This is a genomic window from Kitasatospora sp. NPDC048540 (assembly GCF_040651175.1).
Classification (GTDB): domain Bacteria; phylum Actinomycetota; class Actinomycetes; order Streptomycetales; family Streptomycetaceae; genus Kitasatospora.
Genome location: NZ_JBEZIR010000062.1, coordinates 1 through 24859 on the forward strand (window position 1 = coordinate 1; position 24859 = coordinate 24859).

Sequence of the window (24859 nt, forward strand, 5' to 3'; positions counted from 1 at the left end):
CCCGCCGGGCGGCGGGGGCGGTGCTGATGGCCCGGCCGAATGCGGAGCGTCGGCGGGCCGCGGCACACTGCCCCCGCGGGGCCGGTGCCGCGGGGCGCCGGTGCGCCCGGCGGCACGCGTCTTCGAGCCGCGAACGCCGGTTCGGCGCTTAGCCGAATCAGGTGAACTCGGTTGGACCGTAAGCCTGTTGTATCGGGAGGATGGCGCGCCGGGCCGGGACGGCCCGGGTCTGCGGCAGGCCGCCAGGAGGCCTGCCCCCGTACGATTTGGAGCACTCGGTGTTCAAGGGCTTCCGCAGCTTCCTGCTGCGCGGGAACGTCGTCGACCTCGCGGTCGGCATCGTCATCGGCGCGGCCTTCACGGCCGTCGTCACCGGGTTCGTGACGGCGTTCCTCACCCCGCTGATCGGGGTCGCCACCGGCGCGGTCGGCGACTTCTCCAAGGAGTCCTTCGCGGTCGCCGGGACCACCTTCCCGTACGGCGCGTTCCTGAACGCCCTGATCGGGTTCGTGCTGGTGGCCGCGGTGATCTACTTCGCGGTGGTGGTGCCGGTCGGCAAGCTGCAGGACCGGTTCAACCCGGTGCGGACCGTCCCGGTGGCGAAGACCGACTGCCCGGAGTGCCTCAGCAGCATTCCGGCCGCCGCCTCCCGCTGCTCGTTCTGCACCAGTGAGCTCACCGGCCACCGCGGGCTGCCGGCGCAGCCGCTGCAGAGCCGCTGACCTGGGATCTCCCCGTCCGGCCGGCGGCCTGGGCCGACGGCCGCGCAGGCCTGCCCGGCGGACCGGTCCGGGCCGCCGGGCGGCGTCCGGCGGACCGGCACCCGCCATGGGCCGTTCGATTAGCGTTCGACTACCCGTCAGAAACCTCGAGTGGCCGAAATCGGGTGCCGAAATGTCGGATCTTCCCACTTTCGAGCCGTTTGTTCGAGCGAAGACTGTGTAAACAGTTGAACTCCCCTGCCTTCCACTCTCCTCAGCAGGCACATTGTGGGCTTACGGTATGCCCCATGACCTCGCCCCGCTCCTACGACGGAGTCGGCTACCCCTCTCCGTCCTTCGGCTCCGGCACGCCCATCTACGACAGCCTTGTCGCGGAACGTGGCGTCCCGCAGATCGCGCCCATCAACGTGCCGGCGGCGCTGCCCCCGGCCACCGGCTACGGCTCCTCGTACCAGAGCAGCTACGCCCCCTCGTTCGACAGCCCGGCGAGCAATCTGCCCGCGCTGCCGCCGGCCCGCCTCGCGCTCGGCCCCGGCCCGAGCAGTGGCCCGATGACCACTCACATCCCGGTCCAGGCCACCCCGGCGGTGTACCCGGCGCCGCAGGCCCCGATGACCGGCTACGCCTCGGCGCCCGGCTTCCAGCAGGCCCCGCCGGCGTACCAGGGCGGCTACCAGAGCCAGGGCGGCCAGAGCTTCGGCGGCCAGAACACCTTCGCCCAGGCCCCGCAGGGCGTGGGCGGGCAGAGCTTCGGCGGCCAGAACACCTTCGGCGGCCAGGGCTTCGGCGGCGGTCAGAGCTTCGGTGGTCAGAACACCTTCGCCCAGGCCCCGCAGCAGCAGAGCTTCGGCGACCAGAGCTTCGGCGGCAACCAGCTGCGGCCCGCCGCGCCGGTCGCCCCGGTCCGCCCGGCGCCGCAGCAGTACGGCCAGCCGCAGTACCCGCAGTACCCCCAGGCCGGCTGAGCCCGGCCCTGACCCCCGCCGGACGAGGGCGGCGGGGGCCGGGAGCAGGGCGCAGGGTCGACCTCGGGGGCCGCCCGTGCACCGCGAGCATCGCGGAGCGCGGGCGGCCCTCGCACACCCGGGCCGGCCCGTCCCGGGTGCACGGACGGGATCCCGGCCGCACCGGCCGGTCGCACACCTCCCACCCCGGCGGCCGCGGTTCCGGGCCGCCACCGCGACTGGCAGGATGGGGGCCATGCCGCAGCTGACCGGTCTCCACCTGTACCCCGTGAAGTCCACCTACCGGCTGAGCCCGCGCAGCGCCCCGGTCGAGCCCTGGGGCCTGGCCGGCGACCGCCGCTGGATGCTGGTCGACGAGCAGGGCCGCGCGGTCACCCAGCGCGACCTCCCCGGCCTGGCCCGCTTCCGCGCGGTCCCCGCGGCCGGCGGCGGCCTGGTGATGACCGACCCCGACGGGGTCAGCACCGAGATCGCCGCCCCCCGCACCGCGCACGGCGCCCCGCCGGCCGACGTGGAGATCTTCGGGACCGTCTTCGGCGCCGCCGAGGCCGCCAAGGAGGCCCAGCTCTGGTTCGGCGAACGGCTCGGCGACCACCTGCGGCTGGTCCACCTCGACCGCCCGGACACCAGCCGCGCCATCAAGCCGAAGTACGCGCTGCCCGGCGAGACGGTCAGCATGGCCGACGGCTTCCCGTTCCTGCTCACCACCACCGCCTCACTGGCCGAGCTGAACCGGCGGATCGCCGCCGACCACCCGGACGACCCAATGAAGGGCGCGGCGCTGCCGATGGAGCGGTTCCGGCCCAACCTGGTGATCGACGGGACCGCGGCCTGGGAGGAGGAGACCTGGCGGCGGATCCGGATCGGCGAGGTCTCCTTCCGGGTGGCCAAGCTGTGCGCCCGTTGCGTGGTCACCACCACCGACCAGGAGACCGGCGTGCGACGCGGTCCCGAACCGCTGCGGGCGCTCGGCCGCCACCACCGGATCGGCCAGAAACTGATCTTCGGCGTGCAGCTGGTCCCGGAGCGCCCCGCCGGCGTGGACGGCGACCACCTCGGCACCGTCCGGCTCGGCGACGGCCTCACGGTCCTCGAGCACGGCGGCCACACCGAGGACGACTGAGCCCGGGCGGTGCGGACACCGAGCACCGGTCCGCTGTCCGGAACCGCGCACCCGCTCGCTCGTTGAACCGGTGAGCGGCCGGGCCCGGCGGGCGGAGCACGCTACGGTGGGGCGGCACGCAGGCCTCGACGAAGGTGGGGACGACAGACCGTCATGGCTGAGCACAGGGTCCGGGTCACGCAGGACAGCGGCTCCCGCTGGCGCCGCCGCGCCGGGGAGTACGAGACGCTGGGCGAAGCCCTGGCCGCCGCGGAGCCCGGTGACACGCTCACCCTGCGGCCCGGCACCTTCCGCGAGACGGTCGTGCTCGACAAGGCGGTCACCCTGCTCGCCGCGGACGGGCCGGGCACCGTCCGGCTGGTGCCCTCCTCGGGCGTGCCGCTGACCGTGACGGCCGCCGCGGCCGTCCACGGCGTGGTGGTCGAGGCGTCCGACACGGCGGCGCCCGCCGTGCTGGTCACCGGTGCGGCCGCCGACGCGGAGCTGACCGGCTGCCGGGTGGAGGCCCGCTCGGCGGTCGGCGTCGAGGTCGCCGCCGGGGCGGCGGCCACCCTGCGCGGCTGCACCGTCGCCAACCCGGCGGGCCTGGGTGTACGGCTGCGCGGCGAGGCCCGCGCCCGGCTGGAGGACTGCGAGCTCATCGAGGCGGGCCAGGCCGGGCTGGCGGTGCTCGGCGGCTCCACCGCCCAGCTGGAGCGGACCAGGATCCACCACGCCTCCGGCGCCGCCCTGCTGCTCGCCGACCGCGGCTCGACGGCCGACCTGACCGGCTGCGAGCTGTACGAGGTGCGCGGCAGCGGGGTGCAGGCGGAGTCCGGCGCGGTCGGCCGGCTGACCGACTGCACGGTCCACCGGGTCACCGGGAACGGCCTGACCCTGGACACCGACGCCGAACTCCGGCTCACCGGCTGCCGGTTGCACGACCTGCCGGAGAACGCCGCCGACCTGCGCGGCCGCTCACGGCTCGGCCTGCACCGCTGCACCGTGCACTCCTTCGGCCGCGGCGCGCTGTCGGTCTGGGACTCCGGCACCCACGCGCAGGCCAGCGGTACCGAGATCCACTCGGCCACCGGCGACTACCCCGCGCTGTGGGTGAGCGACGGCGCCCGGGTCGAGCTGTCGGACTGCACCCTGCGGGACCTGCCCGACGCGCTGTTCGTGCTGGACCGGGGTTCCACGGCGAGCGCCGAGAACTGCTCGTTCAGCTCGATCCGCAGCTCCGCGGTGTCGGTCAGCGGCGGCGCCACCGTGGAACTGACGGCCTGCCGGATCCAGCGGGCCGGCACCGGCCTGTGGTTCCGCGACCACAGCAGCGGCGGCCGGCTGACGGACTGCGAGATCGCCGACGTCTCGACCGGCGTGATCGTCACCAAGGGCGCCGATCCGGTGCTGCGCGGCTGCACCGTGCGCGGCAGCAGCGACGCCGGGGTGTACGTCTCCGCGCAGGGCCTCGGCAGTTTCGAGGAGTGCCGGGTCTCGCACGGCAAGGGCTTCGGCTTCCACATCATCGACGGCTGCCGCACCCGGCTGACCCGGTGCCGGGCGGAGCACAACGGCCGGGCGGGCTTCGAGTTCTCGGAGCCGGGGCCGGTCGCCGAGGCGTGCGTCTCCGACGACGTGGCACCCCCGCCGCCGCTGGAGCTGCTGCCCCCGCCCCGGGCCCTGGCGCCGCCACCGTCGCTCACCGCTGCGCCCGCGGGGCCCGCCGCCGGGGCGCCGGTGCGGCTGCCGGCCATCGCGGCGGCCGCCGGGCCCACCGTCCCGGCGCCCGCGCTGATCTCACCGATCCCGGACTGCCGGCCGGCCGAGGAGGCGCTGGCGGAGCTGGACGCGCTGGTGGGGCTGGCCACCGTGAAGCAGGAGGTCCGCACCCTGGTCGACCTGATCTCGGTCGGCCGCCGCCGGGAGCGCGCCGGGCTGAAGGCGCCCTCGCCGCGCCGGCACCTGGTCTTCACCGGCGCCCCGGGCACCGGCAAGACCACGGTGGCCCGGCTGTACGGCGAGATCCTGGCCTCGCTCGGGGTGCTGCGGCGCGGCCACCTGGTCGAGGTGGCCCGGGTGGACCTGGTGGGCGAGCACATCGGGTCGACGGCGATCCGCACCCAGGCCGCGTTCGAACAGGCCAGGGGCGGGGTGCTGTTCATCGACGAGGCGTACGCGCTGGCACCGCCGGACGGCGGCCGGGACTTCGGCCGGGAGGCGATCGACACCCTGGTGAAGCTGATGGAGGACCACCGGGACGAGGCGGTGGTGATCGTCGCCGGGTACACGGCCGAGATGGAGCGGTTCCTGGCCGCCAACCCCGGCCTGTCCTCGCGGTTCTCCCGCACCGTGACCTTCCCCGACTACAGCGCCGCGGAGTTGCTGGAGATCGCCCGCGCGCAGTGCGCCGAGCACGAGTACGAGATGGCGGAGGCCACCGCGGGCGCGCTGCTGGACCACTTCGCCGGGATCGACCGCGGGCCGGGGTTCGGCAACGGCCGCACCGCCCGGCAGGTCTTCGAGACCATGGTGGAGCGCCACGCGATGCGGGTCGCGCAGCTGGCCGACCCGTCGACCGAGGAGTTGCAACTGCTGGTCCCCGCCGATCTTCCGGGCTGATCCCGGGGGCGTGTCGGCGTGGGAGGATGAGGGCGCAACGATGCGGAGGGGTGACCACGTGGCCGACAGCAGCAACCTGCTCGCCGAGCAGCGCCGGGCGATGATCCTGGACGAGGTGCGCCGGCGCGGCGGCGTCCGGGTCAACGAGCTGACCAGGCAGCTGAACGTCTCCGACATGACGATCCGCCGTGACCTGGACGCGCTGGCGCGGGCCGGGGTGATCGAGAAGGTGCACGGCGGCGCGGTGCCGACCGAGGCGGCCCGGACCCACGAGCCCGGGTTCGAGGCCAAGTCCGCGCTGGAGCTGTCCGCCAAGGAGGAGATCGCCCGGGCGGCGGCCCGGCTGGTGCTGCCGGGCAGCGCGATCGCCCTCTCCGGCGGCACCACCACCTACGCGCTGGCCCACCACCTCACCGAGATCGAGCAGTTGACGGTGGTGACCAACTCGGTGCGGGTGGCCGACGTGTTCGACCGGGCGCAGCACCAGCAGGGCCGCCAGCTGGCGACGGTGGTGCTGACCGGCGGGGTGCGGACGCCGTCGGACGCCCTGGTGGGTCCGGTGGCGGACCGGGCGATCCGCTCGCTCCACTTCGACCTGCTGTTCCTGGGGACGCACGGTCTGTCCGCCCAGGCCGGGCTGTCGACGCCGAACCTGGCGGAGGCGGAGACCAACCGGACCTTCGTCGCCTCGGCCCGCCGGACGGTGCTGGTCGCGGACCACACCAAGTGGGGCACGATCGGACTGTCCAGCTTCGCCGAACTGGCCGAGGTGGACACCTGGGTGGCGGACGCGGGGCTGCCGGCGGACGCGGTGGAGGCGGCCAGGGAGCAGGTCCGGGAGCTGATCCTGGCCGGCCTGGAGCCGGCCGAGGACGAGGACGAGCAGGGGTCCTGAGCCTCGGGTGTTCCCGAGCCTCAGGGGTGCCGGGGCCGGCCGGGCTCGCCGGCCGCGCCGAGCGCCAGCCGGTAGTACTTCAACTCCTCGTCCTCGTCGACCAGTTCCATCCCGACGGCCAGCATGACGCGCTGCGAGGGCAGGTTGTCGTGGGTGGTGTCGCCGAGCAGCGCGGTGACGCCGTGGCTCCGGGCGAGGCCGAGCAGGGCGTGGACGGCCTCACGGGCGTAGCCGCGGCCGCGGGCGGACTCGGCGAGGCCGTAGCCGATCGCGACGGCGCCGTCCTCGTCGGGGGCGCCGTGGAAGCCGATGCCGCCGATCGCCCGGCCGTCGGCGCGCAGCCGGATCTCGTAGCCGCCGAAGGGGTGCGGGTCGCCGACGGCGGCGCAGGCCCGGAGGAACATCCGGGCGCCGGTCCGCTCGCCCTCGGCGGGGTAGTCCGGCGCCCAGTTGGTGCCGGGACCGGGCCGGCCGGCGGCGACCAGCTCGGCCTCCTCGGCGGTCAGTGGGTGGATGGCCAGCCGTTCGGTCAGGAGATCGTTCATAACAGGGATGGTTACCACACCGTCGGATCGGCTGTCAGCCGGTCCGGCACCCACCCCTTCGCGCCGTCAGGCCAGTTGGTCCGTGCCGCCGTTCAGGAACCGTTCCATCAGCTCCAGGTAGGGGTCGATCTCGATGCCCTGCTCCGCCAGCCACGCGTCCGAGTAGTACTTGTCGAGGTAGCGGTCGCCCGGGTCGCAGATCAGCGTGACGACGCTGCCGGTCCGGCCGGCCGCCCGCATCTCGGCGACGATCCGCAGCGCGCTCCACAGTCCGGTGCCGGTGGAGGCGCCGGCCTTCTTGTCGATCGCCTTCTCCAGCATCCGCATCGCGGCGATCGACGCGGCGTCCGGCACCTTCATCATCCGGTCGACGGCGCCCGGCACGAAGCTGGGCTCCATCCGCGGCCGTCCGATCCCCTCGATCCGGGAGCCGGTCGCGCAGGTGGCGTCGGGGTCGTACTTGGTCCAGCCGTCGAAGAAGCAGGAGCTCTCCGGGTCGGCGACGCAGATCCGGGTGTCGAACTGCTGGTAGTGCACGTAGCGGGCGATGGTGGCGGAGGTGCCGCCGGTGCCCGCGGTGGCGACGATCCAGGCGGGTTCGGGATGGGGCTCCAGCCGGAGCTGGGCGAAGATCGACTCGGCGATGTTGTTGTTGCCGCGCCAGTCGGTGGCCCGTTCCGCGTAGGTGAACTGGTCCATGTAGTGCCCGCCGGTCTCCTCGGCCAGCCGGGCGGAGACCTCGTAGACCTCGGCGGGGCGGTCGACCAGGTGACAGCGGCCGCCGTGGAACTCGATCAGTTCGATCTTGGCGCGGCTGGTGCTGCGGGCCATCACCGCGACGAACGGGACACCGATCAGCTTGGCGAAGTACGCCTCGGAGACGGCCGTCGAGCCGCTGGAGGCCTCGATCACCGGCTTGCCGGGCCGGATCCAGCCGTTGCACAGCCCGTACAGGAAGAGCGAGCGGGCCAGCCGGTGCTTGAGGCTGCCCGTGGGGTGGGTGGACTCGTCCTTGAGGTAGAGGTCGATCCCCCACTCCTCGGGCAGCGGGAAGCGCAGCAGGTGGGTGTCGGCCGAGCGGTTGGCGTCGGCCTGGACCTTGCGCACCGCCTCCTTCAGCCACGCCCGGTAGTCGCTGTCGGACCGGTCCACGTCCGTGGTCTGGACAACCATCGCGCGCTCTCCCTCACCTCTGCCGCCCCATGCGTCACTCCCACGTAGTGTAACCATCAACTACGATAAGTAACATTAAGGAGGGATCCAGCTTCCGCTTATCCCGGGCCCGGGCCCGGGCCCGCTCACTCCGCCGCGACCGCGCGCAGCACGTCCAGCCGCGCCGCCCTGGCCGCCGGCCGCAGACCCGCGGCCGCCCCCGCGACCAGCCCGGCCAGCAGCACCACCGTCAGCTGCGCCGGCGGGACGGCGAACGCCCCGGTGCCGGCCGCGTCCGAGGCCCGGACCAGCGCCCAGCCGAGGAGGACCCCGAGGCCCAGCCCGCCGACCGTCCCGAACGCCGCCACCAGCACCGACTCCCAGCGCACCATCGCCCGCAGCCCGCCCCTGGTCTGGCCGACGGCGCGCAGCAGCCCGAGTTCCCTGGTCCGCTCGTGCACCGCCAGGCCCAGGGTGTTGGCGATGCCCAGCAGCGCGATCAGCACCGCCAGCGCGAGCAGCGCGTAGACCACCGAGAGCATGGTGTCGACCCCGGCGGCGTTGCTCGCCGCGTACTCGTCCCTGGTCTGCACCCGCGGACCGCCGTACCCGTCCGCCGTGTGCTGCACGGCGGCGCGGCCGTCGGCGAGGGCGACGCCGGGGCGCAGCGCGACGGCGACCAGGCCCGCGCTGTCCTGGACCCGGTGCGGGGCCCAGGCCTGCGGGGTCATCAGGTAGTCGCCGGCCACCCCGCCGCCGTCGAACAGCGCCCGGACGGTGAAGCGTTCGGTGGCGTCCGCGAAGGTCACGCCCACGGTGGAGCCGACCTGCCAGCCGTGGCCGGCCGCCTCCGTCCGGGAGACCGCCAGCCCGTCGGCGCCGAGCGCGGCGAGCGAGCCGTCCACCCGGCCCAGCCGCACCACCTGCTCCAGCCGGGCCGGGTCCGCGATGTCCAGGCTCCGGCCGTGGCCGTCGATCCGGGCCACCCCGCGGCCCAGCGCGACCGCCTGCCGGACCTCGGGCAGCCGGGCCAGCGCGTCGGCCAGCGCGGGGCTCACCCCGCTGCCGCCGGCCCCGAACGCGGGCGCGGTGACCGCGAGGTCGCCCGCGAAGGAGCGGTCGACCTGCCGGTCCAGGGTGGCCCGGACCGAGGCGCCGAACACGGTGAACAGGGTGACCACCGCGACCCCCACCATCAGCGCGGTGGCGGTGGCGGCCGTCCGGCGCGGGTTGCGGGCCGCGTTGCGGCGGGCCAGCACGCCGCTCACCCCGCGCAGCCGGGCCACCGGCGCGCCGAGCACCCGGACCGCGAGCGCCGCGGCCACCGGGCCGAGTACCACCAGGCCGGCAGGCGTGGCCACCGCCCCCACCGCCGTCAGTGCCACCGACGGGCCGCGGACCGCGCCGAGCACGGTCAGCGTGACGCCGGCGGCGGTGAGCCCGGCCCCGGCCCAGGCCCGGACCCGGGCCGGGCGCCCGGTGGCGGCGTCGTCGACCGCGGTGTCGCGCAGGGCGGCCAGCGGCGCCGTCCGCGCGGCCCGGACGGCCGGCAGCAGGGCGGACAGGACGGTGACGGCGGTACCGGTCACCAGCGGCAGGGCGACGGCCGCCGCACCGATCACCAGTCCGCCGGTGGGCAGGGCGAACCCGAGCGCCGAGAACAGCGCCTTCAGCCCGGTGGCCATGCCGACACCGCCGAGCAGCCCGGCCGCCGAGGCCAGCACGCCGACCGCGAGCGCCTCCCCCAGGGTGGCGCCCAGCACCTGCCGGCGGCTCGCACCGAGCGCCCGCAGCAGGGCGTTCTCCCTGGTCCGCTGGGCGACCACGATGGCGAAGGTGTTGTGGATGGTGAAGGTCGCCACCAGCAGCGCGATCCCGGCGAAGACCAGCAGCAGGGTGGTGAACATGGTCAGGAACCGGCCCGACACCTGCTCGGTGCTCTCCTGCGACGCGGCCCGGCCGGTCACCACCTCCACCCCGGCGGGCAGCGCCGGGCGCAGCCGCTCGGCGAGCTGTTCCTGCGTCAGCCCGTCGGCCCGGAGCCGGATCGCACTCGCCTGGCCGGTGCCCTTCGGTGTCAGGTACCGCTGGGCGTCGGCCAGGGTCAGCGCGGTGAAGGTGCTCGGGCCCATGCCGTCGGCGTCGGCGCCGAAGGTGGCCAGGCCGACGACGGTGATCCTGACCGGGTCCGGGGTGCGCAGCACCGCGGTGTCGCCGATCCGCAGGCCGCCGGCCGCGGCGGCGCCGCGGTTGAGCACGGCCTCGCCGGGTGCGGCGGGGGCGCGGCCCTCGGCCAGCCGGTACGGGTTCAGCCCGGCGTCGGTGAGCCAGTTGCCCGCCAGGGTGGGCGGCCCCTGTCCGCCCACCGGGCGTCCGTCCTTGCCGACCAGCTGTCCGCTGCCCTGGACGGACGGCTCGGCGGCCGCCACGCCAGGTACCGCCCGCAGCCGGTCGGCGAGCGCCGCGTCGACGGGGGCGCGGACCCCGCCGGGGGTGTTGGGCGCGTCCAGGACGTCGGCGCTGCGCACCACGGCGTCGGTGCCGCGGTTGGCGTCGGCGAAGAGGGTGTCGAAGTTGGCGCGCAGGGTGTCGCCGAGCACCATGGTGCCGGCCAGGAAGGCGACGCCGAGCAGGACGGCGAGGAAGGTGCCGGCCAGCCGGCGGCGGTGCGCGCGCAGCGAACGCAGCGCGAGCCTGCGGGTGGCGTTCACCGGCCCGCTCCCCGGTGGTGGACCGGCACCGGGCCGGCTCCGGTGGCCGGGTCCCGGTCCGGGGTGCGGGCCCGGCCGGTGCCGCGGTCCAGGTCCTTCATCCGGTCGAGCACCCGGTCCGCGGTCGGGGCGTCCATGGTGTCGACCAGGCGGCCGTCCGCGAGGAACAGCACCAGGTCGGCGTACCCGGCGGCGACCGGGTCGTGGGTGACCATCACCACGGTGCGGCCCATGGCGTCGACGGCGCGGCGCAGCAGGGCGAGCACCTCGGCGCCGGCCCGGGAGTCCAGGTTGCCGGTGGGCTCGTCGGCGAACACCACCTCCGGGCGCCCGGCCAGGGCCCGGGCGACGGCGACGCGCTGCTGCTGGCCGCCGGACAGCTCGCTCGGACGGTGCCGCAGGCGGTCGCCGAGGCCGACCACCTCGATCAGCTCGGTCAGCCACGGCCCGTCGGGGGCGGCACCGGCCAGGTCGAGCGGCAGGGTGATGTTCTCCAGCACGGTGAGGGTGGGGACCAGGTTGAAGGCCTGGAAGACGAAGCCGATCCGCTCGCGGCGCAGCAGGGTCAGGCGCCGGTCGTCCAGCGCCCCGAGCTCGGTGCCGCCGAGGTGGACCCGGCCCTCGGTGAGGGTGTCCAGGCCCGCCGCGCAGTGCATCAGGGTCGACTTGCCGGACCCCGAGGGCCCCATGATCGCGGTGAACCGGGCGGCCGGGAACTCCACCGTCACCCCGTCCAGCGCCCGCACCCGGGTGTCGGCGGAGCCGTACTCCTTGACGGCCCCGATGACCCGGGCGGCGGGCGCGGCCGTGGTGGCGGCCGTGGTGGCGGCCGTGGGCGGTGTGGTCACTTGGCGCCGCCGCGGTGGTGCTCCGTCAGGACGGCCCGCCGGGCCCGGTACTCGTCGGCGTCGATCTCGCCGTCGGCGTAGCGGCGGCCGAGCGCGGCCAGCGGTCCGTCGCCGCAGCCGCGGCGCCACCCGGCGCGGCGGGCAAGGGTGACCACCACCACGACGACGGCCAGCCAGAACAGCGGGACCAGCAGGATCCACGGGCCGGGCCAGTGCCCGTCGGCATCGGCAAGCAGGGTGTACATCGGGTCCATCTCCCTCGTCGGTTCTCGCCACCGCCCGGGCTCCCCGGGCCCTTCGAGCCTCCCGCCGCGGCCGGCCCCGGCGCGTCGTCCCGGCAGCGGCTCCCGCGCTACTCCCCCGGGAGTACCCGGCCCGCCGGGCCGTGCCGAACACCTGCACGACCCGGCTGGATAGGGTGGTTCGCAGACCGCCACTTACCGGAGGACCGCATGGGCACTGCCAGGATCGCCGTCGTCACCAGCGAGGTGGGCGTCGCGTACGACGCCGACCTGCCGCTGATCGTGGACGCGCTGCGCGCCGGCGGGGCGGCCGCGGAGGCGGTCCCCTGGGACACGGACCCCGGCGTGTGGGAGCGGTTCGACCTGGCGGTCGTCCGGTCCACCTGGGACTACGCGGAGCGGCTCGACGAGTTCCTGGCCTGGGCCGACGCGACGGCCCGGGTCACCCGGCTGTGGAACCCGGCGCCGGTGGTGCGCTGGAACAGCGACAAGCGCTACCTGCGTGACCTCGGCGCCCGCGGGGTGCCGGTCGTGCCGACCCGGTTCGCGGAGCCCGGGGACCCGCTCCACGAGGCGGACTTCGACCGGCCCGACGGCGTGGTGGTCAAGCCCGCCGTCTCCGCCGGGGCCCGCGACACCGCCCGCTACGAGGCGGGCCGGGCGGCGGACGCGGTGCGGCACGCCCGGATGCTGCTCGACCAGGGCCGTACCGCGATGGTCCAGCCGTACCTGCCGCTGGTGGCCGAGGGCGAGCGGGCCCTGGTCTTCGTCGCGGGCGCCTTCAGCCACGCGATCCGCAAGGGGCCGGTGCTGACCGAGCCCAACACCATCGACAACGACCGCGTCGCGCACCCGGGCGTCACCGCGTACCACCCGACCGAGGCGGAGCTCCGTACCGCCCGCGCCGCGCTCGCGGCCGTACCGGCCGCCGGCGAACTGCTGTTCGCCCGGGTGGACCTGGCACTCGGGGCGGACCGCGAACCGCTGGTCATGGAGCTGGAGCTGATCGAGCCGAACCTGTTCCTCCAGGCCGACCCGCAGGGCCTGCGGCGGCTCGCCGACGCCGTGGCCGCCGAGAGCCGCCGGACGCCGGTGTAGCGCGCACCCGCCTCCGGAGAGGGGCCCTAGCCCAGCCAGCCCGGCCGGACCAGGCCCGACTCGTAGGCCAGTACCACGAGTTGGGCGCGGTCCCGGGCGCCGAGCTTGACCATCGCGCGGCTGACGTGGGTCTTGGCGGTGAGCGGGCTGACCACCAGGCGGCGGGCGATGTCGTCGTTGGACAGGCCGAGGCCGACCAGCGCCAGCACCTCGCGCTCACGGTCCGTCAGGACGTCGAGCCCGGGCCCGGCCGGTTCCTTGGAGCGGGCCGCGAACTCGCCGATCAGGCGGCGGGTGACGCCCGGCGAGAGCAGCGCGTCACCCGCGGCGGCGACCCGGACCGCGCGCAGCAGGTCGGCGGGCTCGGTGTCCTTGACCAGGAAGCCGGCAGCCCCGGCCCGCAGCGCCTCGAAGACGTACTCGTCGAGCTCGAAGGTGGTCAGCACGACCACCCGGACGGCGGCCAGCGCCGGGTCGAGGCCGATCCGCCGGGTGGCCTCCAGGCCGTCCAGCCGGGGCATCCGGATGTCCATCAGGACGACGTCCGGCCGCAGCTCGGCGGTGAGCCGGACGGCCTGGTCGCCGTCGTCCGCCTCACCGACCACCGTCAGGTCCGGCTGCGCCTCCAGCAGTGCCCGGAAGCCGGCCCGCACCAGCAGCTGGTCGTCCGCCAGCAGGACCCGGATCACGACGGCCCGCCCTCGGCCGGGTACGGCAGCCGGGCCTCCACCAGGAATCCGCCGGCGGGCGTCGGCCCGGCGGTGAGGGTGCCGCCGAGGGCGGACGCCCGCTCGCGCATCCCGACCAGGCCCGTTCCGGAGCCGTCGGCCCCGCCGGAGCGGGGGCCCGCGGCGGCGCCGGCCGGGCCCGGGTCCGCGATCCGGACCCGCAGGGCGTCGGGGAGGCGGTCCACGGTGACCTCGGCGGTGCGGGCGGCGGAGTGCCGCAGGACGTTGGTGAGCGCCTCCTGGACGATCCGGAAGGCGGCGAGGCCGAGGCCGGCCGGGATCTCGGGTCCGGAGCCGGTGGTGTGCACCGCGACGGCGAGTCCGGCCGACCGGGCCTGGTCGGCCAGTTCGTCGAGCCGGTCCAGCCCCGGGGCCGGACCGCGCGGGGCGGAGTCGGCCGGGCCGCGCAGGGTGCCGAGCACCTGCCGGACCTCGCCGAGCGCCTCCTTGCTGGCGGCCTTGATGGTGACCAGGGCGCTGTGCGCCTGTTCCGGCCGGGTGTCCATGAGTTCCAGCGCGACGCCCGCCTGGACGTGGATCAGCGAGATGCTGTGGGCCAGGATGTCGTGCAACTCGCGGGCCATCCGCAGCCGTTCCTCGTCGACCCGGCGGCGTTCGGCCTGCTCGGCGGCGGCCCGGACGACGGCGATCCGCTCCCGCCGGAAGCGCAGGATCTCCGAGACCGCGAGGACCAGCAGCAGCCAGGCGGCGACGCCCAGTTCCTGCCAGCCGTTGGGGGCGCCGGCGGGTGCGCGCAGCAGACCGGCCGGGAGTCCGTGCCCGATCAGCAGGTGGGCGGTGTAGAAGACGGCCGCGCAGGCCCAGACCACCCGGCGGTGGCCGAGCTGCACCCCGACGCAGAAGGCCACCACCATGCTCAGGAACACCGGTCCGTACGGGTAGCCCGCGACGACGTAGACCAGGGTGACGGCGGTGGTGGCGACGGCGACCGCCGCCGGACGCCTGCGCCGCTCGACCAGCAGGGCGGGCCCGAGCAGGAGCAGCAGGTAGCCGAGGGCGTCGAGCGGGACGCGGTCGGGCTGGTGCCGGCCGGCGGCGGCCGAGCCGGCCACCTGGACGACGGCCGCCAGCACCGCGAGCGCGACCGGCCGGCCGGCCTTGGCGGCGCGTACCCACGGGGGCTGCCAGGGCGGGGTCGGATCGGTCATGCGACGAGGCTAGCCGCGCCGGTGGCCGCCGGTCGTCAGCCCGGCGGGGTGGGCGCGGCTACTCCCTGCGTAGTACGGACGGCGTACGGACGGCGGCTCAGCCGTTGAGCAGCGCGGCGACGTCGGCGACGTCCGCCGCGGGCGGCACCTCGACCGTCCCGGCGCCGAGGTCGGTGTAGGTGACCACGGTGGCGCCGCTGGGCTTGGTGGCGTCGCTCTCCTTCTGCCGGATCAGCACGCCCTTGGCGTCGACCCAGAAGTCGAAGGTGACCTGGTCGCCGTCCTTGACCAGGGTGGCCAGGGTCTTCGCCTTGGTGTCCGGGTCCAGGCCCGGCGCGGCGTCGGCCAGGGCGGCGGCGGTGACGGTGGAGCGGTAGTGGACCGACTCGATGCCGTTCAGCGTCTCGTGGCCCCGGGAGGACGGCAGGCCGCTGTTGGCGGCGACGGTCAGGACCAGGGTGGGGTCGAGGGTGATCATCATCGGCGGGAGCGAGTCGAAGATGTCGCTGCCGGGGACCTTGGCGGCCAGGGCCTTGCGGTCGAAGCTCATGAAGGTCTTGTTGTCGAAGTGGGCGCGGTCGGCGGCGGGCACGTCGAGGTAGATCACGTCGGTGGCGTAGCGGAACTTCGCGGAGTCCGGGCCGTCGGTGCCGTCCAGTTGGAGGGCCGGCGATCCGTTCCAGACCATCGCGCCGGCGCCGCGCCCGACGTTGTCGAGCGCGGCCCGGCCGCCGGTGACGGTCAGCTTGGCGCTGCCGGCCTGCTTCATCACCGCCGCCGAGGCGAGCAGCGCCGCCTTCGGGTCGGCCTCGGTGGCCGACGGGGAGGCACTGGACGCGGCGGCGGAGGACGCGGCCGGGGCCTTGGCGTCGGAGCCGCCGGTGCAGGCGGTGAGCGCGCCGGTCAGCAGGGCGCAGACGGCAAGGGCGGGCGCGGCGTGGAGGATGCGCAAGGTTCCTTCTCGATCTCTGGTACGAGCTCTGGTACGAACGGTGTGCCCGCGCACTATAGCCGTCGCCGTCCGGCCGCCTCCGCGCCGCCCTACGGTCTGTCAGCCCCGGTCCGGGCCCCGCCCGTCGTCGGCCGTGATGGCCACGGCGGTGCCGCTGACCCGGATCCGCGGGTCGCCGGGGCGCAGCTCCACCCGCAGGACGCCGGGGCGTCCGAGGTCCGCACCCTGGTGGAGGGTCAGCTCGCCGTCGTCGATGCCGTCGAGTTCGCGCAGGTACGCGCCGAAGGCGGCGGCCGCGGCGCCGGTCGCCGGGTCCTCGACCACGCCGCCGACCGGGAACGGGTCGCGGACGTGGAACACCCGCCGGGACTCCCGGTGGACGAGTTGCAGGGTGGTCAGGTCGAGCCGGGTCATCAGCGCGGCCAGCCGTTCGAAGTCGTACGCCAGGTCGGCCAGCCGGGCCCGGGTGCCGGCCGCGAGCACCAGGTGCCGGGCGCCGGCGTAGGCGATCCGCGGCGGCAGCAGCGGGTCGAGTTCGTCCTCGTGCCAGCCGAGCGCGGCGAGGGCCTCGGCGAGGTCGGCGGCGGCGACCTGGTGGACCTGCGGTTCGACGCTGGTCAGGGTCGCCGACAGGAGGCCGTGCGGGCCCTGCTCGACCAGGACCGGGACGGGGCCGGCCTTGGTCTCGAACAGGAGCTCCCCGACGCCGGTGCGCTCCGCCACGGCGACCGCGGCGGCCACCGTGGCGTGCCCGCAGAACGGCACCTCCGCCTTGGGGCTGAAGTAGCGCACGGTGAAGCTGCGCCCGCCGGCGGCCGCGGGGGCGAGGAAGGCGGTCTCGGAGTAGCCGAGTTCGGCGGCGACGGCCAGCCGGGTGGCGTCGTCGAGGCCGGTGTCGTCGAGCACCACACCGGCCGGGTTGCCCCCGTCGGGGTCGGCGGTGAAGGCGGCGTAGCGGAGCAGGTCGGCGGCGGGAGAGTCGGTCATGCCGGGGCGAACACCGCCTGCCGCGCCGCGATTCCCGCCGCCTCCGCGGCCGGTGGGCCACGAGATGCGGGGGCCCGGGCGAGGTGCTGGGATGGCGGGTACGGCTCTGCCCGACGGCCGGGCCGCGGCGCCGGAGCGGCGTACCGAGCGGAACGGAGCTGCCCGATGAGCCTCCCGCCTTTCGAGGACACCACCGACTTCGCCAACGCCGACCGGGGCTTCGTCGCCGCCCTCACCCCGGGGGTGGTCAAGGCCGCCGACGGGCGGGTGGTGTGGGACGACGGCGTCTTCGCGTTCCTGCGGGCCGAGTGTCCCGGCACGGTGCACCCGGGTCTGTGGCGGCAGGCGCAGTTGTGCGCGCGGCAGGGGCTGTTCCGGGTGACCGAGGGCGTGTACCAGGTCCGGGGGCTGGACCTGTCGAACATGACGCTGGTCGAGGGCGGCCGCGGGGTGATCGTGATCGACCCGCTGGTGTCGGCCGAGACGGCAGCGGCGGCGCTGGCGCTGTACCGGGAGTACCGGGGCGAGCGGCCGGTGACCGGTCTGATCTACACCCACTCGCACGCGGACCACTTCGGCGGCGCCCGCGGGGTGCTGCCCGGCGGCGAGGCGCAGGGGGTGCCGGTGATCGCCCCGGCCGGGTTCCTGGAGCACGCGGTCAGCGAGAACGTGTACGCGGGCAACGCGATGTCCCGGCGCGCGGTGTACATGTACGGCGACCGGCTGCCCCGCGACCCGGACGGCCTGGTCGGCTCGGGTCTGGGCAGCGCGGTGTCGACCGGCACCATCACGCTGGTCCCGCCGACCGTGGACGTCACCGCGACCGGGCAGGAGGAGACGGTCGACGGGGTGCGGATCGTCTTCCAGCTCACCCCGGGCACCGAGGCGCCGGCCGAGATGAACTTCCTCTTCCCGGACCTGCGGGCGCTGTGCCTGGCGGAGAACGTCACCCACACCATGCACAACATCCAGACGCTGCGCGGCGCGGTGGTGCGCGACGCGCGGAGGTGGTCGCGGTACATCGACGAGGCGATCGACCTGTTCCACGGGACGTACGACGTGGGGTTCGCCTCGCACCACTGGCCGACCTGGGGCCACGACAACGTGGTGGAGCTGCTGACCGGCCAGCGCGACCTGTACGCGTACCTGCACGACCAGACGCTGCGGCTGCTGAACGACGGTCTGACGGCGGCCGAGATCGCCGAGGAGCTGCGGCTGCCGCCCGCGCTGGAGCACGCCTGGCACGCCCGCGGGTACTACGGGTCGGTGAGCCACAACGTCAAGGCGATCTACCACCGCTACCTGGGCTGGTTCGAGGGCAATCCGGCGAAGCTGTGGGAGCATCCGCCGACCGAACTCGCCCGGCGCTACGTCGAGCTGGCGGGCGGGCGCGAGCAGGCGCTGGCGAAGGCCCGCGGCTACGTGGCGGCGGGCGACCTGCGGTTCGCCGCGACCGTCCTGGACCACCTGGTGTTCGCCGACCCGGCCGACCCGGCGGCCCGGGAGGAGCTGGCGGGGGTGTACGACCGGCTGGGGCGCGGCGCGGAGAACGGCCCGTGGCGCAACTTCTACCTGACGGCGGCGTTGGAGCTGCGCACCGGGGCGGGCGGCCAGGTGGTCGACGCCACCAACCCCGAGATGGCGATGGCGCTGACCACCGAGCAGCTGATCGACTCGGTCGCGATCCGGGTCGACGGGCCGGCCGCCTGGGACGAGGACCTCACCGTCGACCTGGTGATGGCCGAGGAGGGGCGCCGGCACCGGCTGACCCTGGTCCACGGTGTGCTGACGCACCGCGCCGGCCCGCTCGGCACCGAGCCGAGGACGCCGGCCGGGCTGACCCTCACGCTCGGCAAGGCGCAGCTGCTGGCGATGCTCGGCGGCGGGAGCCCGGAGGGCGTCGGGGCCGAGGGGGACCCGGACCTGTTCCGGCGGCTGCTCTCGGTGACCACCGAGCCCGACCGGCTGTTCGCCGTCGTCACGCCGTGACGGGCGCGGCCGGGGGCGGCCGGGTCCCCCGGCCCGGTCGGGGTCGGCGGCCCGGGCGGGGTCAGCGGGCGGCGGTGGCCTGCGGGTCGTCCAGGTAGGGCTCCCAGGCGAGTTCGGCGGCGCCGACCAGGCCCGCGTGGTGGACCTGCGCGGGGACGATCGGGACCCGGCCGCTGCGGCCCCACAGACAGCGGTCGGCGACCACGGTGGCGAGCCGGTCGGGGGCGCCCGCGAGCAGGTCGAGGTGGAGTCCGCTGAGCACGATCCGGTCGGGGTTGAGGATGTTCACCAGGCCCGCGAGGCCGAGGCCGAGGCGGTCGACGACGTGCTCGACCGCGGACCGGGCGGCCGGGTTCTGGGCCGCGGCCCGGGCCAGGTCCCGGGCCTGGGCGAGGACCGGCCGGGCCGGGTCGGGGGTGCGGCCGGCGGCGGCGAGCAGCGCCTCGGGGTCGGTCTCGGAGTTGAGGCAGCCGCGGTTGCCGCAGGCGCAGGGGCGGCCCTGCGGGTCGACGGTCAGGTGGCCGACCTCCAGGGCGAGTCCGGCGCTGCCGGTGTGCAGGCGGCCGTCGATGACCAGGGCGCCGCCGACGCCGCGGTGGCCGGAGGTGACCAGCAGCAGGTGGCGGGAGTCGCGGCCGGCGCCGTGGCGGTGCTCGGCGAGGGCGGCGAGGTTGGCGTCGTTGGCGACGGCGCTGGGCAGGTCCGGCAGGGCACGCGGGCCGAAGTCGGCCCGGGCCACCTCGGCGGCGAACAGGTCGGCGACCGGGGTGCCGCTGGGCCAGGCGAAGTGCAGGGCGGCCAGCGCGGTGCCGTCCGGTTCGGTGACGGGGTTGGGCAGGGCCAGCGCGACGCCCAGGCAGCGGCGGCTGGAGTCGGCGGCGAGCCTGGCGCCGGTCTCGGCGACGGCGCGCAGCAGCCGTACCGGGTCGGTGGCGGCCGGGAGCGGGAGGTGGACGGGGTCGACCAGGCGGCCGGCCAGCCCGGCGAGCGAGACGCTCACCCCGTCCGCGTGGAGCTGGGCCGCGACCACCACGGGTCCGTTCGGGTCGACGGCGAGCCGGTGCGAGGGGCGGCCGCGGCCGCCGCCCGCCGGCCGGGAGTCGACGGTGATCAGGCCGAGCGCCTCGAGTTCGGCGGTGACGGCGCCGGCGGTGGCGCGGGTCACCTCCAGGCCGCCGGTCAGGGCGGAGCGGGTGGGGGCCTGTCCGGTGTGGACCAGCCGCAGCGCGGGGCCGAGCAGGGTGCGGCCGCGGTCCGGGGCGGGGCGGCGGCGGGCCTCGTGGGCGGAGGTCGGGCTTGTCGGTGAGTGCTGCACTCCCCTATTCTGACTTTGTGCCGCCAATAAACAAAACCTCCGTCCCGTCCTCCCCCCTCGATCACCCGATCGGCCCCACCGGCGACACCCCCGACGCGGCCGCCGACCGCACCCCGGCGCAGCCGCCGGCCTGGTCCGCCGCCCGGCTCGCGCTCACCGCCTTCTTCGCCGTCGACGGCTTCCTGTTCGCCGCCTGGGTGGTCCGGATCCCGGACGTCAGGGCCCAGGTCGCAGCCTCGCACAGCGCGCTCGGCCTGGCCCTGCTGTGCGTGTCGGCCGGCGCGGTGGCCACCATGCCGCTGGTCGGCCGGCTCTGCGTGCGGTACGGCAGCAGGCCCGTCACCGTCGCCTCGCTCACCCTGCTCGCGCTGGCCGTCCCGCTGCCCGCGCACACCCACTCGGTCGCCTCGCTCGGCGCCGTCCTGCTGCTGTTCGGCGCGGGCTACGGCGCCGCCAACGTCGCGATGAACAGCGCCGCCGTCGACCTGGTCGCCCAACTGCGACGGCCCGTCATGCCCAGCTTTCACGCCGGGTACAGCCTCGGCGGCCTGCTCGGCGCGGCCGTCGGCGGCCTGCTGGCCGGCGTCCTCACCACCGCCTGGGCGCTCGCCCTCGGCGGCCTGCTCGGCCTCGCGGTGACCGCCGCCGCCGGCGCCGTCCTGCTGCGCACCCCGGCCGCCGCGCCGCACACCCCGCCGGCCGGCCGGTCCACCGCCGCGCCCACCGCCACCGGGCGGCGCGGACTGCCGCACGCCCGGCTGCTGGTGCTGCTGCTCGGCCTGACCGCCCTGTGCACCGCGTACGGCGAGGGCGCGCTCGCCGACTGGGCGACCCTGCACCTGACCGACGACGTGCACGCGAGCGCGGGGCTGGCGGCCGCCGGGTACGCCACGTACGCGCTGGCGATGACGGCGGGGCGGGTGAGCGGCACCTGGCTGTCGGTCCGGCTCGGGCAGCGCCGGCTGATGCTGGCGGGCGGGCTGACGGCGGGCGCCGGCATGCTGCTCGCCGCGCTGGTGCCGTCCGTCCCGGCGGCGCTCGCCGGGTTCGTCCTGGTCGGCCTCGGACTGGCCAACCTGTTCCCGCTGGCCATCGCCCAGGCCGGCGCGGCGGGCGGCCCGCGCGGGGTGGCGACCGCCTCCACCCTGGGGTACGCGGGCATGCTGATCGGCCCGCCGGTGATCGGTTTCCTGGCCGACGCCAGCAGCCTGCCGACCGCGCTGACCACGGTCGCGGCGGCCGCCGTACTGGCCGGGTTGCTGGCCCTGGCCGTCGGCGGCGGACGGCGCGGCGCGGCCCGCCCGGGCACCCCCGGTGGCGCCGGTGACACGCTCCGCGACACACCGGCAGCCTGACGGGCGGAACGCCCCGGCCCGGGGAGGATGGATTTCGCCCGGTCCCGGCAGCAGGTGGCTGCGACGGGCCCGTGTGCGAAGCGCACGCGGTGGCAGCGAAGGAGATGCGCGTACCCATGGCTACTGGCACGGTGAAGTGGTTCAACGCCGACAAGGGCTTCGGTTTCATCCAGCAGGACGACGGCGGCCCGGACGTGTTCGTCCACTTCTCGGCCATCCAGACCAGCGGCTTCAAGTCGCTCGAGGAGGGCAACCGGGTGGAGTACGACGTCACCCAGGGCCCGAAGGGGCCGCAGGCCGAGCAGGTCGTCACCATCGACTGACCCCACCCGCCCCTCGGCGCCGTCCCGTCCCGCGAACCGCGCGGGGCGGGACGCCGCCGTTCCCGGGCCGTTCCCGGGTGGGCCCGCCGACGTGGCAGGATGCGGCCGAGGAGCACGGACGGGACGGACGGGGCAGATGGCGATCCAGGTACTGCGGGCACACGACCGGGCGGCCAGCCCCTGGCTGAACGGCGGCGGCGTCACCCGGGAGGTGGCCGGCTTCCCGGCCGGCGCCGCGCTGGCCGACTTCGCCTGGCGGGTGAGCCTCGCCGACGTCGCGCAGGGCGGCCCGTTCTCCCGCTTCGACGGCGTCGATCGGGTGATCACCGTGGTCGAGGGCGACGGCATGGCCCTGACCGTCGACGGCGCCGAACACCGGCTCGCCGCACCGTTCGAGCCGTTCGCCTTCCCCGGCGACGCCGCCACCGACTGCCGGCTGCTCGGCGGCCCGGTCGTCGACTTCAACGTGATGACCCGCCGCGGCCACGCCACCGCCCAGGTCGAGGTCACCGCCGAGGGACGCGCCCTGCGGGTCCCGGCCGGCGCCGACCTGCTGCTGGTCTGCCTGGCCGGCGAAGCCCGGCTGGACCCGGACGGCTCGGGCCCGGACCGCCCGGAGCCGGACGGCGTGCGGCTCGGCCGCTTCGACGCGGCACTGCTGCCGGGCGGCGCCACCGCCCTGCTGCGGGTCGCGGGCACGGCCGCGCTGGTCACCCTGACACCGCCCGCCACGGGCTGAGACACCCGCTCCCGCCGGGCGGCGGGGGTGCGGCGGGCCGGCCGGGGTGGCCCGGCCCGGGGACGAGATCGGGCCGGACGGCGGTGTGCGCCGCGCCGGCCGCAGGAGGGGCGGTAGCGGTGCGGGTCCTGGTCACCGGGGCGTACGGGTTCGTCGGCACGGCCGTGGTGCGGCAGCTCGCCGCGGCCGGGCACGAGGTGTGGGCCTTCGGGCGGCGGGCCCAGGCACCGCCCGGGCTGCCCGTCACCCGCAGCCTGCGGGGCGACATCCGCGACCGCGCGGCCCTGGCACCCGCCGTCGCCGGGGTCGACGGCGTCTGCCACCTCGCGGCGCTGACCCGCAGCCGCGAGTCGGTGGTCCGCCCCGAGGCGCACTGGGAGGTCAACCACGGCGGGATGGCCGCCCTGCTGGACGCGCTGGCCGGCCGCCCCGACCCGGTCCCGCTGGTCTTCGGCTCGACCGCGGCCGTGTACGGCGCGCCCGAGCGGCAGCCGATCACCGAGTCGACCCCGCCGGCGCCCGGCAACCCGTACGGCGCCTCCAAGCTCGCCGCCGAACAGCTGCTGCACGCCCGCGCCGCCGAGGGCGCCGTCCGTCCCGTGGTGCTGCGCTGCTTCAACGCGGCCGGCACCGGTGACGTCGACGAGGCCCGGATCATCCCCAAGGCGCTCGCCGTCGCCGCCGGCCACCACCCCCACCTGGAGCTCAACGGCGACGGCACCGTGGTCCGCGACTTCGTCCACGTCGACGACGTGGCCCGGGCCTACCTGCTGGCCCTCACCACGCCCGCCGCCGCGGGCCGCACCTACAACGTCGGCTCGACGCCCGCCGCCATGCTGGACATCATCGCCGCGGTGGAGCGGATCACCGGCCGCCCGGTGCCGGTGGTCCACCGCCCGGCCCAGCCCGAGGCGCCACGGCTGGTCTCCGACACCGCCCTGATCCGGCGTGAACTCGGCTGGCACCCGGACCGCTCGGACCTGGACCGGCTCATCGCCGACGCCTGGCGTTCCGTACCCTGACCGGTGACGGGCCATCAGGTCGGGGATGCCGGTGGCCGTGACCCCAGGAGGACCCATGCCCGAGCCCACCGGAAACCTGTACGACGCCGTCGGCGGGACCGCCGCGCTGCGGCGGCTCAGCAACACCTTCTACGACCTGGTGCTGGCCGACCTGCTGCTCGCACCGGTCTTCGCCGACTTCACCCCCACCCACATCGAACACGTCGCCGTCTGGCTCGCCGAGGTCTTCGGCGGGCCCGACCGGTTCACCGCCGACCTCGGCGGCCACCAGGCGCTGCTGCGCGCCCACCTCGGCCTCGCCATCACCGAGGAGCAGCGGGTCCGCTGGATGGAGCTGATGGCGGCCGCCGTGGAGCAGGAGCTCCCCGACGACGGCCTGCTGCGCCGGCGTGTCCTGGAGTACTTCGACTGGGGCACCCGGATCGCCCGCGAGGTCTCCGCCGAACCGGTCGGGCAGGACCTCGGCGACCCCGGGCCCACCCCGCGCTGGGGCTGGGACGGCCTCGAGAAGTAGTGCCCCGGGGCCGGGTCCGGCCTGGTGGCCGGGCTCGGCCTAGTGGCCGGGCTCGGCCTCCGGGATGTGCAGGTCCCAGCCGACCAGGGCGCGCAGCTGCTCGGCGGTGACGCCCTCCGGGAGCGGGCGGGGCGCGTCGTGGCGGATCGGCGGCTGCCAGCCCTCGGCGGGCGTCCAGGAGCGGACCACCTTCGCCGGGGCGCCCGCCACCACGCTGTGGTCGGGGATCTCCCCCATCACCACCGCGTTGGCCGCGACCACCACGTTGCGGCCGATCCGGGCGCCCGGCAGGATCACCGCGCCGGTGCCGATCCAGGAGCCGGCGCCAATCTCCACCGGCTCGTTGCGCGGCCACTGCTTGCCGATCGGCAGCTCGGTGTCCCGGTACTCGTGCGCCTGGTCGGTGATGTACACGCCCGGGCCGGTCCACACGTTGTCGCCGAGGACGATCGACTGGTGGCCGACCAGGTGGCTGCCGCGGCCTATCACGCAGCCGCCGCCGATCCGCACGATCGGCTCCGGCCCGAGGTCCAGCCCGGGCAGGAACCCGGCCGAGATGGTGACCCGCTCACCGATGATGCAGAACGGCCCGATCGCGATCGACTGCTCGTTGAAGACCGTGCCGAGCGGGAACGCCAGCTTGCTGCCGTCACCGAGCTCCCCGAACCGGTACGGGCCCGGGTTGCGGTTGGAGACCGCCCCGGCCTCCTGCACCCAGCGCCACCCGCGGTGCACCAACCGCCCGGCGGCGCGGCGGCCTCGGGAGCGGGCAGCGGTCAGGAGCGTACGGGTGATCGGCATGCCGCTACCGTATCGGCCGGCGGCCCGGCGTCGGCCTGGCGAGGGATCAACATCACATCCGCC

At 75.7% G+C, this 24859-nt stretch carries 23 protein-coding genes; 12 read left to right on the top strand and 11 right to left on the bottom strand.

Annotated features, from left to right (window positions below; translation table 11 throughout):
- The first annotated feature begins 278 nt into the window (after positions 1-278).
- The 5 genes from mscL to AB0D08_RS23230 all read left to right on the top strand — a co-directional run bounded on the left by mscL (position 279) and on the right by AB0D08_RS23230 (position 6306).
- The gene (gene mscL, locus AB0D08_RS23210; RefSeq protein ID WP_033821576.1) at positions 279-722 is read left to right on the top strand and encodes a large conductance mechanosensitive channel protein MscL; all 444 of its coding nucleotides are present in this window, start codon (positions 279-281) and stop codon (positions 720-722) included.
- 287 nt (positions 723-1009) lie between these two features.
- Positions 1010-1687 carry a DUF6643 family protein gene (locus AB0D08_RS23215; protein ID WP_051812865.1) on the top strand — a complete coding sequence of 226 codons (678 nt, stop codon included), beginning with the start codon at positions 1010-1012 and terminating at the stop codon, positions 1685-1687.
- Positions 1688-1913: 226 nt separating this feature from the next.
- Positions 1914-2810 carry an MOSC N-terminal beta barrel domain-containing protein gene (locus AB0D08_RS23220; RefSeq protein ID WP_033821563.1) on the top strand — a complete coding sequence of 299 codons (897 nt, stop codon included), beginning with the start codon at positions 1914-1916 and terminating at the stop codon, positions 2808-2810.
- A 153-nt stretch (positions 2811-2963) separates the two neighbouring features.
- On the top strand, positions 2964-5411 hold the full coding sequence (locus tag AB0D08_RS23225) for a right-handed parallel beta-helix repeat-containing protein (RefSeq protein ID WP_359891233.1): 2448 nt from the start codon (positions 2964-2966) through the stop codon (positions 5409-5411).
- Between the two features lie 58 nt (positions 5412-5469).
- A complete protein-coding gene (locus tag AB0D08_RS23230) occupies positions 5470-6306 on the top strand; it encodes a DeoR/GlpR family DNA-binding transcription regulator (protein WP_033821560.1) in 837 nt (278 codons plus the stop codon).
- A gap of 20 nt (positions 6307-6326) precedes the next feature.
- On the opposite strand, the gene AB0D08_RS23235 is transcribed toward AB0D08_RS23230, so the two are convergent.
- The 5 genes from AB0D08_RS23235 to AB0D08_RS23255 form a co-directional block, all read right to left on the bottom strand.
- Positions 6327-6851, bottom strand: a complete 525-nt coding sequence (locus AB0D08_RS23235) for a GNAT family N-acetyltransferase (protein WP_033821559.1) — start codon at positions 6849-6851, stop codon at positions 6327-6329.
- 66 nt (positions 6852-6917) lie between these two features.
- The gene (locus AB0D08_RS23240; protein ID WP_033821558.1) at positions 6918-8024 is read right to left on the bottom strand and encodes a PLP-dependent cysteine synthase family protein; all 1107 of its coding nucleotides are present in this window, start codon (positions 8022-8024) and stop codon (positions 6918-6920) included.
- A gap of 125 nt (positions 8025-8149) precedes the next feature.
- Positions 8150-10714 carry an FtsX-like permease family protein gene (locus tag AB0D08_RS23245; RefSeq protein WP_359891237.1) on the bottom strand — a complete coding sequence of 855 codons (2565 nt, stop codon included), beginning with the start codon at positions 10712-10714 and terminating at the stop codon, positions 8150-8152.
- Complete coding sequence (locus tag AB0D08_RS23250) at positions 10711-11562, bottom strand: ABC transporter ATP-binding protein (protein ID WP_359891240.1); 852 nt, start codon at positions 11560-11562, stop codon at positions 10711-10713. Before AB0D08_RS23250 ends, AB0D08_RS23245 begins: the two co-directional genes overlap by 4 nt.
- Positions 11559-11807 (bottom strand): SHOCT domain-containing protein, encoded by a 249-nt coding sequence (locus AB0D08_RS23255; protein WP_033818416.1) that lies wholly within the window; start codon positions 11805-11807, stop codon positions 11559-11561. The genes AB0D08_RS23250 and AB0D08_RS23255 overlap by 4 nt, the downstream gene beginning before the upstream one ends.
- 207 nt (positions 11808-12014) lie before the next feature.
- Here AB0D08_RS23255 and AB0D08_RS23260 point away from each other — a divergent pair, with 207 nt between their 5' ends.
- Positions 12015-12902, top strand: coding sequence for a hypothetical protein (locus AB0D08_RS23260; protein ID WP_359891243.1), 888 nt, complete (start codon positions 12015-12017; stop codon positions 12900-12902).
- 26 nt (positions 12903-12928) lie between these two features.
- On the opposite strand, the gene AB0D08_RS23265 is transcribed toward AB0D08_RS23260, so the two are convergent.
- The 4 genes from AB0D08_RS23265 to AB0D08_RS23280 form a co-directional block, all read right to left on the bottom strand.
- Positions 12929-13591 carry a response regulator transcription factor gene (locus tag AB0D08_RS23265; RefSeq protein ID WP_033818402.1) on the bottom strand — a complete coding sequence of 221 codons (663 nt, stop codon included), beginning with the start codon at positions 13589-13591 and terminating at the stop codon, positions 12929-12931.
- Positions 13588-14799, bottom strand: coding sequence for a sensor histidine kinase (locus AB0D08_RS23270; protein ID WP_359891246.1), 1212 nt, complete (start codon positions 14797-14799; stop codon positions 13588-13590). Before AB0D08_RS23270 ends, AB0D08_RS23265 begins: the two co-directional genes overlap by 4 nt.
- Positions 14800-14896: 97 nt before the next feature.
- Entirely contained in the window at positions 14897-15751 is an 855-nt protein-coding gene (locus AB0D08_RS23275) for a hypothetical protein (protein ID WP_033818403.1), read from the bottom strand.
- 99 nt (positions 15752-15850) lie between these two features.
- The gene (locus AB0D08_RS23280; RefSeq protein WP_033818404.1) at positions 15851-16738 is read right to left on the bottom strand and encodes a PhzF family phenazine biosynthesis isomerase; all 888 of its coding nucleotides are present in this window, start codon (positions 16736-16738) and stop codon (positions 15851-15853) included.
- A 165-nt stretch (positions 16739-16903) separates the two neighbouring features.
- Between AB0D08_RS23280 and AB0D08_RS23285 the strand changes: the two genes are divergently transcribed.
- Positions 16904-18727, top strand: coding sequence for an alkyl sulfatase dimerization domain-containing protein (locus tag AB0D08_RS23285; protein WP_359891248.1), 1824 nt, complete (start codon positions 16904-16906; stop codon positions 18725-18727).
- Between the two features lie 61 nt (positions 18728-18788).
- Here AB0D08_RS23285 and AB0D08_RS23290 read toward each other — a convergent pair whose 3' ends face one another.
- Complete coding sequence (locus AB0D08_RS23290) at positions 18789-20042, bottom strand: ROK family protein (protein WP_051811834.1); 1254 nt, start codon at positions 20040-20042, stop codon at positions 18789-18791.
- A gap of 68 nt (positions 20043-20110) precedes the next feature.
- Between AB0D08_RS23290 and AB0D08_RS23295 the strand changes: the two genes are divergently transcribed.
- The 5 genes from AB0D08_RS23295 (at position 20111) to AB0D08_RS23315 (ending at position 23995) form a co-directional block, all read left to right on the top strand.
- On the top strand, positions 20111-21397 hold the full coding sequence (locus tag AB0D08_RS23295; protein WP_359891276.1) for an MFS transporter: 1287 nt from the start codon (positions 20111-20113) through the stop codon (positions 21395-21397).
- Positions 21398-21513: 116 nt separating this feature from the next.
- Positions 21514-21720 (top strand): cold-shock protein, encoded by a 207-nt coding sequence (locus AB0D08_RS23300; protein WP_033818407.1) that lies wholly within the window; start codon positions 21514-21516, stop codon positions 21718-21720.
- A 136-nt stretch (positions 21721-21856) separates the two neighbouring features.
- A complete protein-coding gene (locus tag AB0D08_RS23305; RefSeq protein ID WP_033818408.1) occupies positions 21857-22459 on the top strand; it encodes a HutD family protein in 603 nt (200 codons plus the stop codon).
- A gap of 119 nt (positions 22460-22578) precedes the next feature.
- Positions 22579-23481, top strand: a complete 903-nt coding sequence (locus AB0D08_RS23310) for an NAD-dependent epimerase/dehydratase family protein (protein WP_033818409.1) — start codon at positions 22579-22581, stop codon at positions 23479-23481.
- A gap of 55 nt (positions 23482-23536) precedes the next feature.
- Complete coding sequence (locus AB0D08_RS23315) at positions 23537-23995, top strand: group II truncated hemoglobin (RefSeq protein WP_033818410.1); 459 nt, start codon at positions 23537-23539, stop codon at positions 23993-23995.
- Positions 23996-24034: 39 nt separating this feature from the next.
- On the opposite strand, the gene AB0D08_RS23320 is transcribed toward AB0D08_RS23315, so the two are convergent.
- A complete protein-coding gene (locus AB0D08_RS23320; protein WP_033818411.1) occupies positions 24035-24796 on the bottom strand; it encodes an acyltransferase in 762 nt (253 codons plus the stop codon).
- Positions 24797-24859: the final 63 nt, after the last annotated feature.

Coding starts and splice junctions, on each gene's coding strand:
- AB0D08_RS23255 (WP_033818416.1), bottom strand. CDS start 11,807: ATGTACACCCTGCTTGCCGATGCCGACGGGCACTGGCCCGGCCCGTGG.
- AB0D08_RS23285 (WP_359891248.1), top strand. CDS start 16,904: ATGAGCCTCCCGCCTTTCGAGGACACCACCGACTTCGCCAACGCCGAC.
- AB0D08_RS23220 (WP_033821563.1), top strand. CDS start 1,914: ATGGGGGCCATGCCGCAGCTGACCGGTCTCCACCTGTACCCCGTGAAG.
- AB0D08_RS23315 (WP_033818410.1), top strand. CDS start 23,537: ATGCCCGAGCCCACCGGAAACCTGTACGACGCCGTCGGCGGGACCGCC.
- AB0D08_RS23215 (WP_051812865.1), top strand. CDS start 1,010: ATGACCTCGCCCCGCTCCTACGACGGAGTCGGCTACCCCTCTCCGTCC.
- AB0D08_RS23240 (WP_033821558.1), bottom strand. CDS start 8,024: ATGGTTGTCCAGACCACGGACGTGGACCGGTCCGACAGCGACTACCGG.
- AB0D08_RS23270 (WP_359891246.1), bottom strand. CDS start 14,799: ATGACCGATCCGACCCCGCCCTGGCAGCCCCCGTGGGTACGCGCCGCC.
- AB0D08_RS23320 (WP_033818411.1), bottom strand. CDS start 24,796: ATGCCGATCACCCGTACGCTCCTGACCGCTGCCCGCTCCCGAGGCCGC.
- AB0D08_RS23225 (WP_359891233.1), top strand. CDS start 2,964: ATGGCTGAGCACAGGGTCCGGGTCACGCAGGACAGCGGCTCCCGCTGG.
- AB0D08_RS23300 (WP_033818407.1), top strand. CDS start 21,514: ATGGCTACTGGCACGGTGAAGTGGTTCAACGCCGACAAGGGCTTCGGT.
- AB0D08_RS23260 (WP_359891243.1), top strand. CDS start 12,015: ATGGGCACTGCCAGGATCGCCGTCGTCACCAGCGAGGTGGGCGTCGCG.
- AB0D08_RS23235 (WP_033821559.1), bottom strand. CDS start 6,851: ATGAACGATCTCCTGACCGAACGGCTGGCCATCCACCCACTGACCGCC.
- AB0D08_RS23280 (WP_033818404.1), bottom strand. CDS start 16,738: ATGACCGACTCTCCCGCCGCCGACCTGCTCCGCTACGCCGCCTTCACC.
- AB0D08_RS23305 (WP_033818408.1), top strand. CDS start 21,857: ATGGCGATCCAGGTACTGCGGGCACACGACCGGGCGGCCAGCCCCTGG.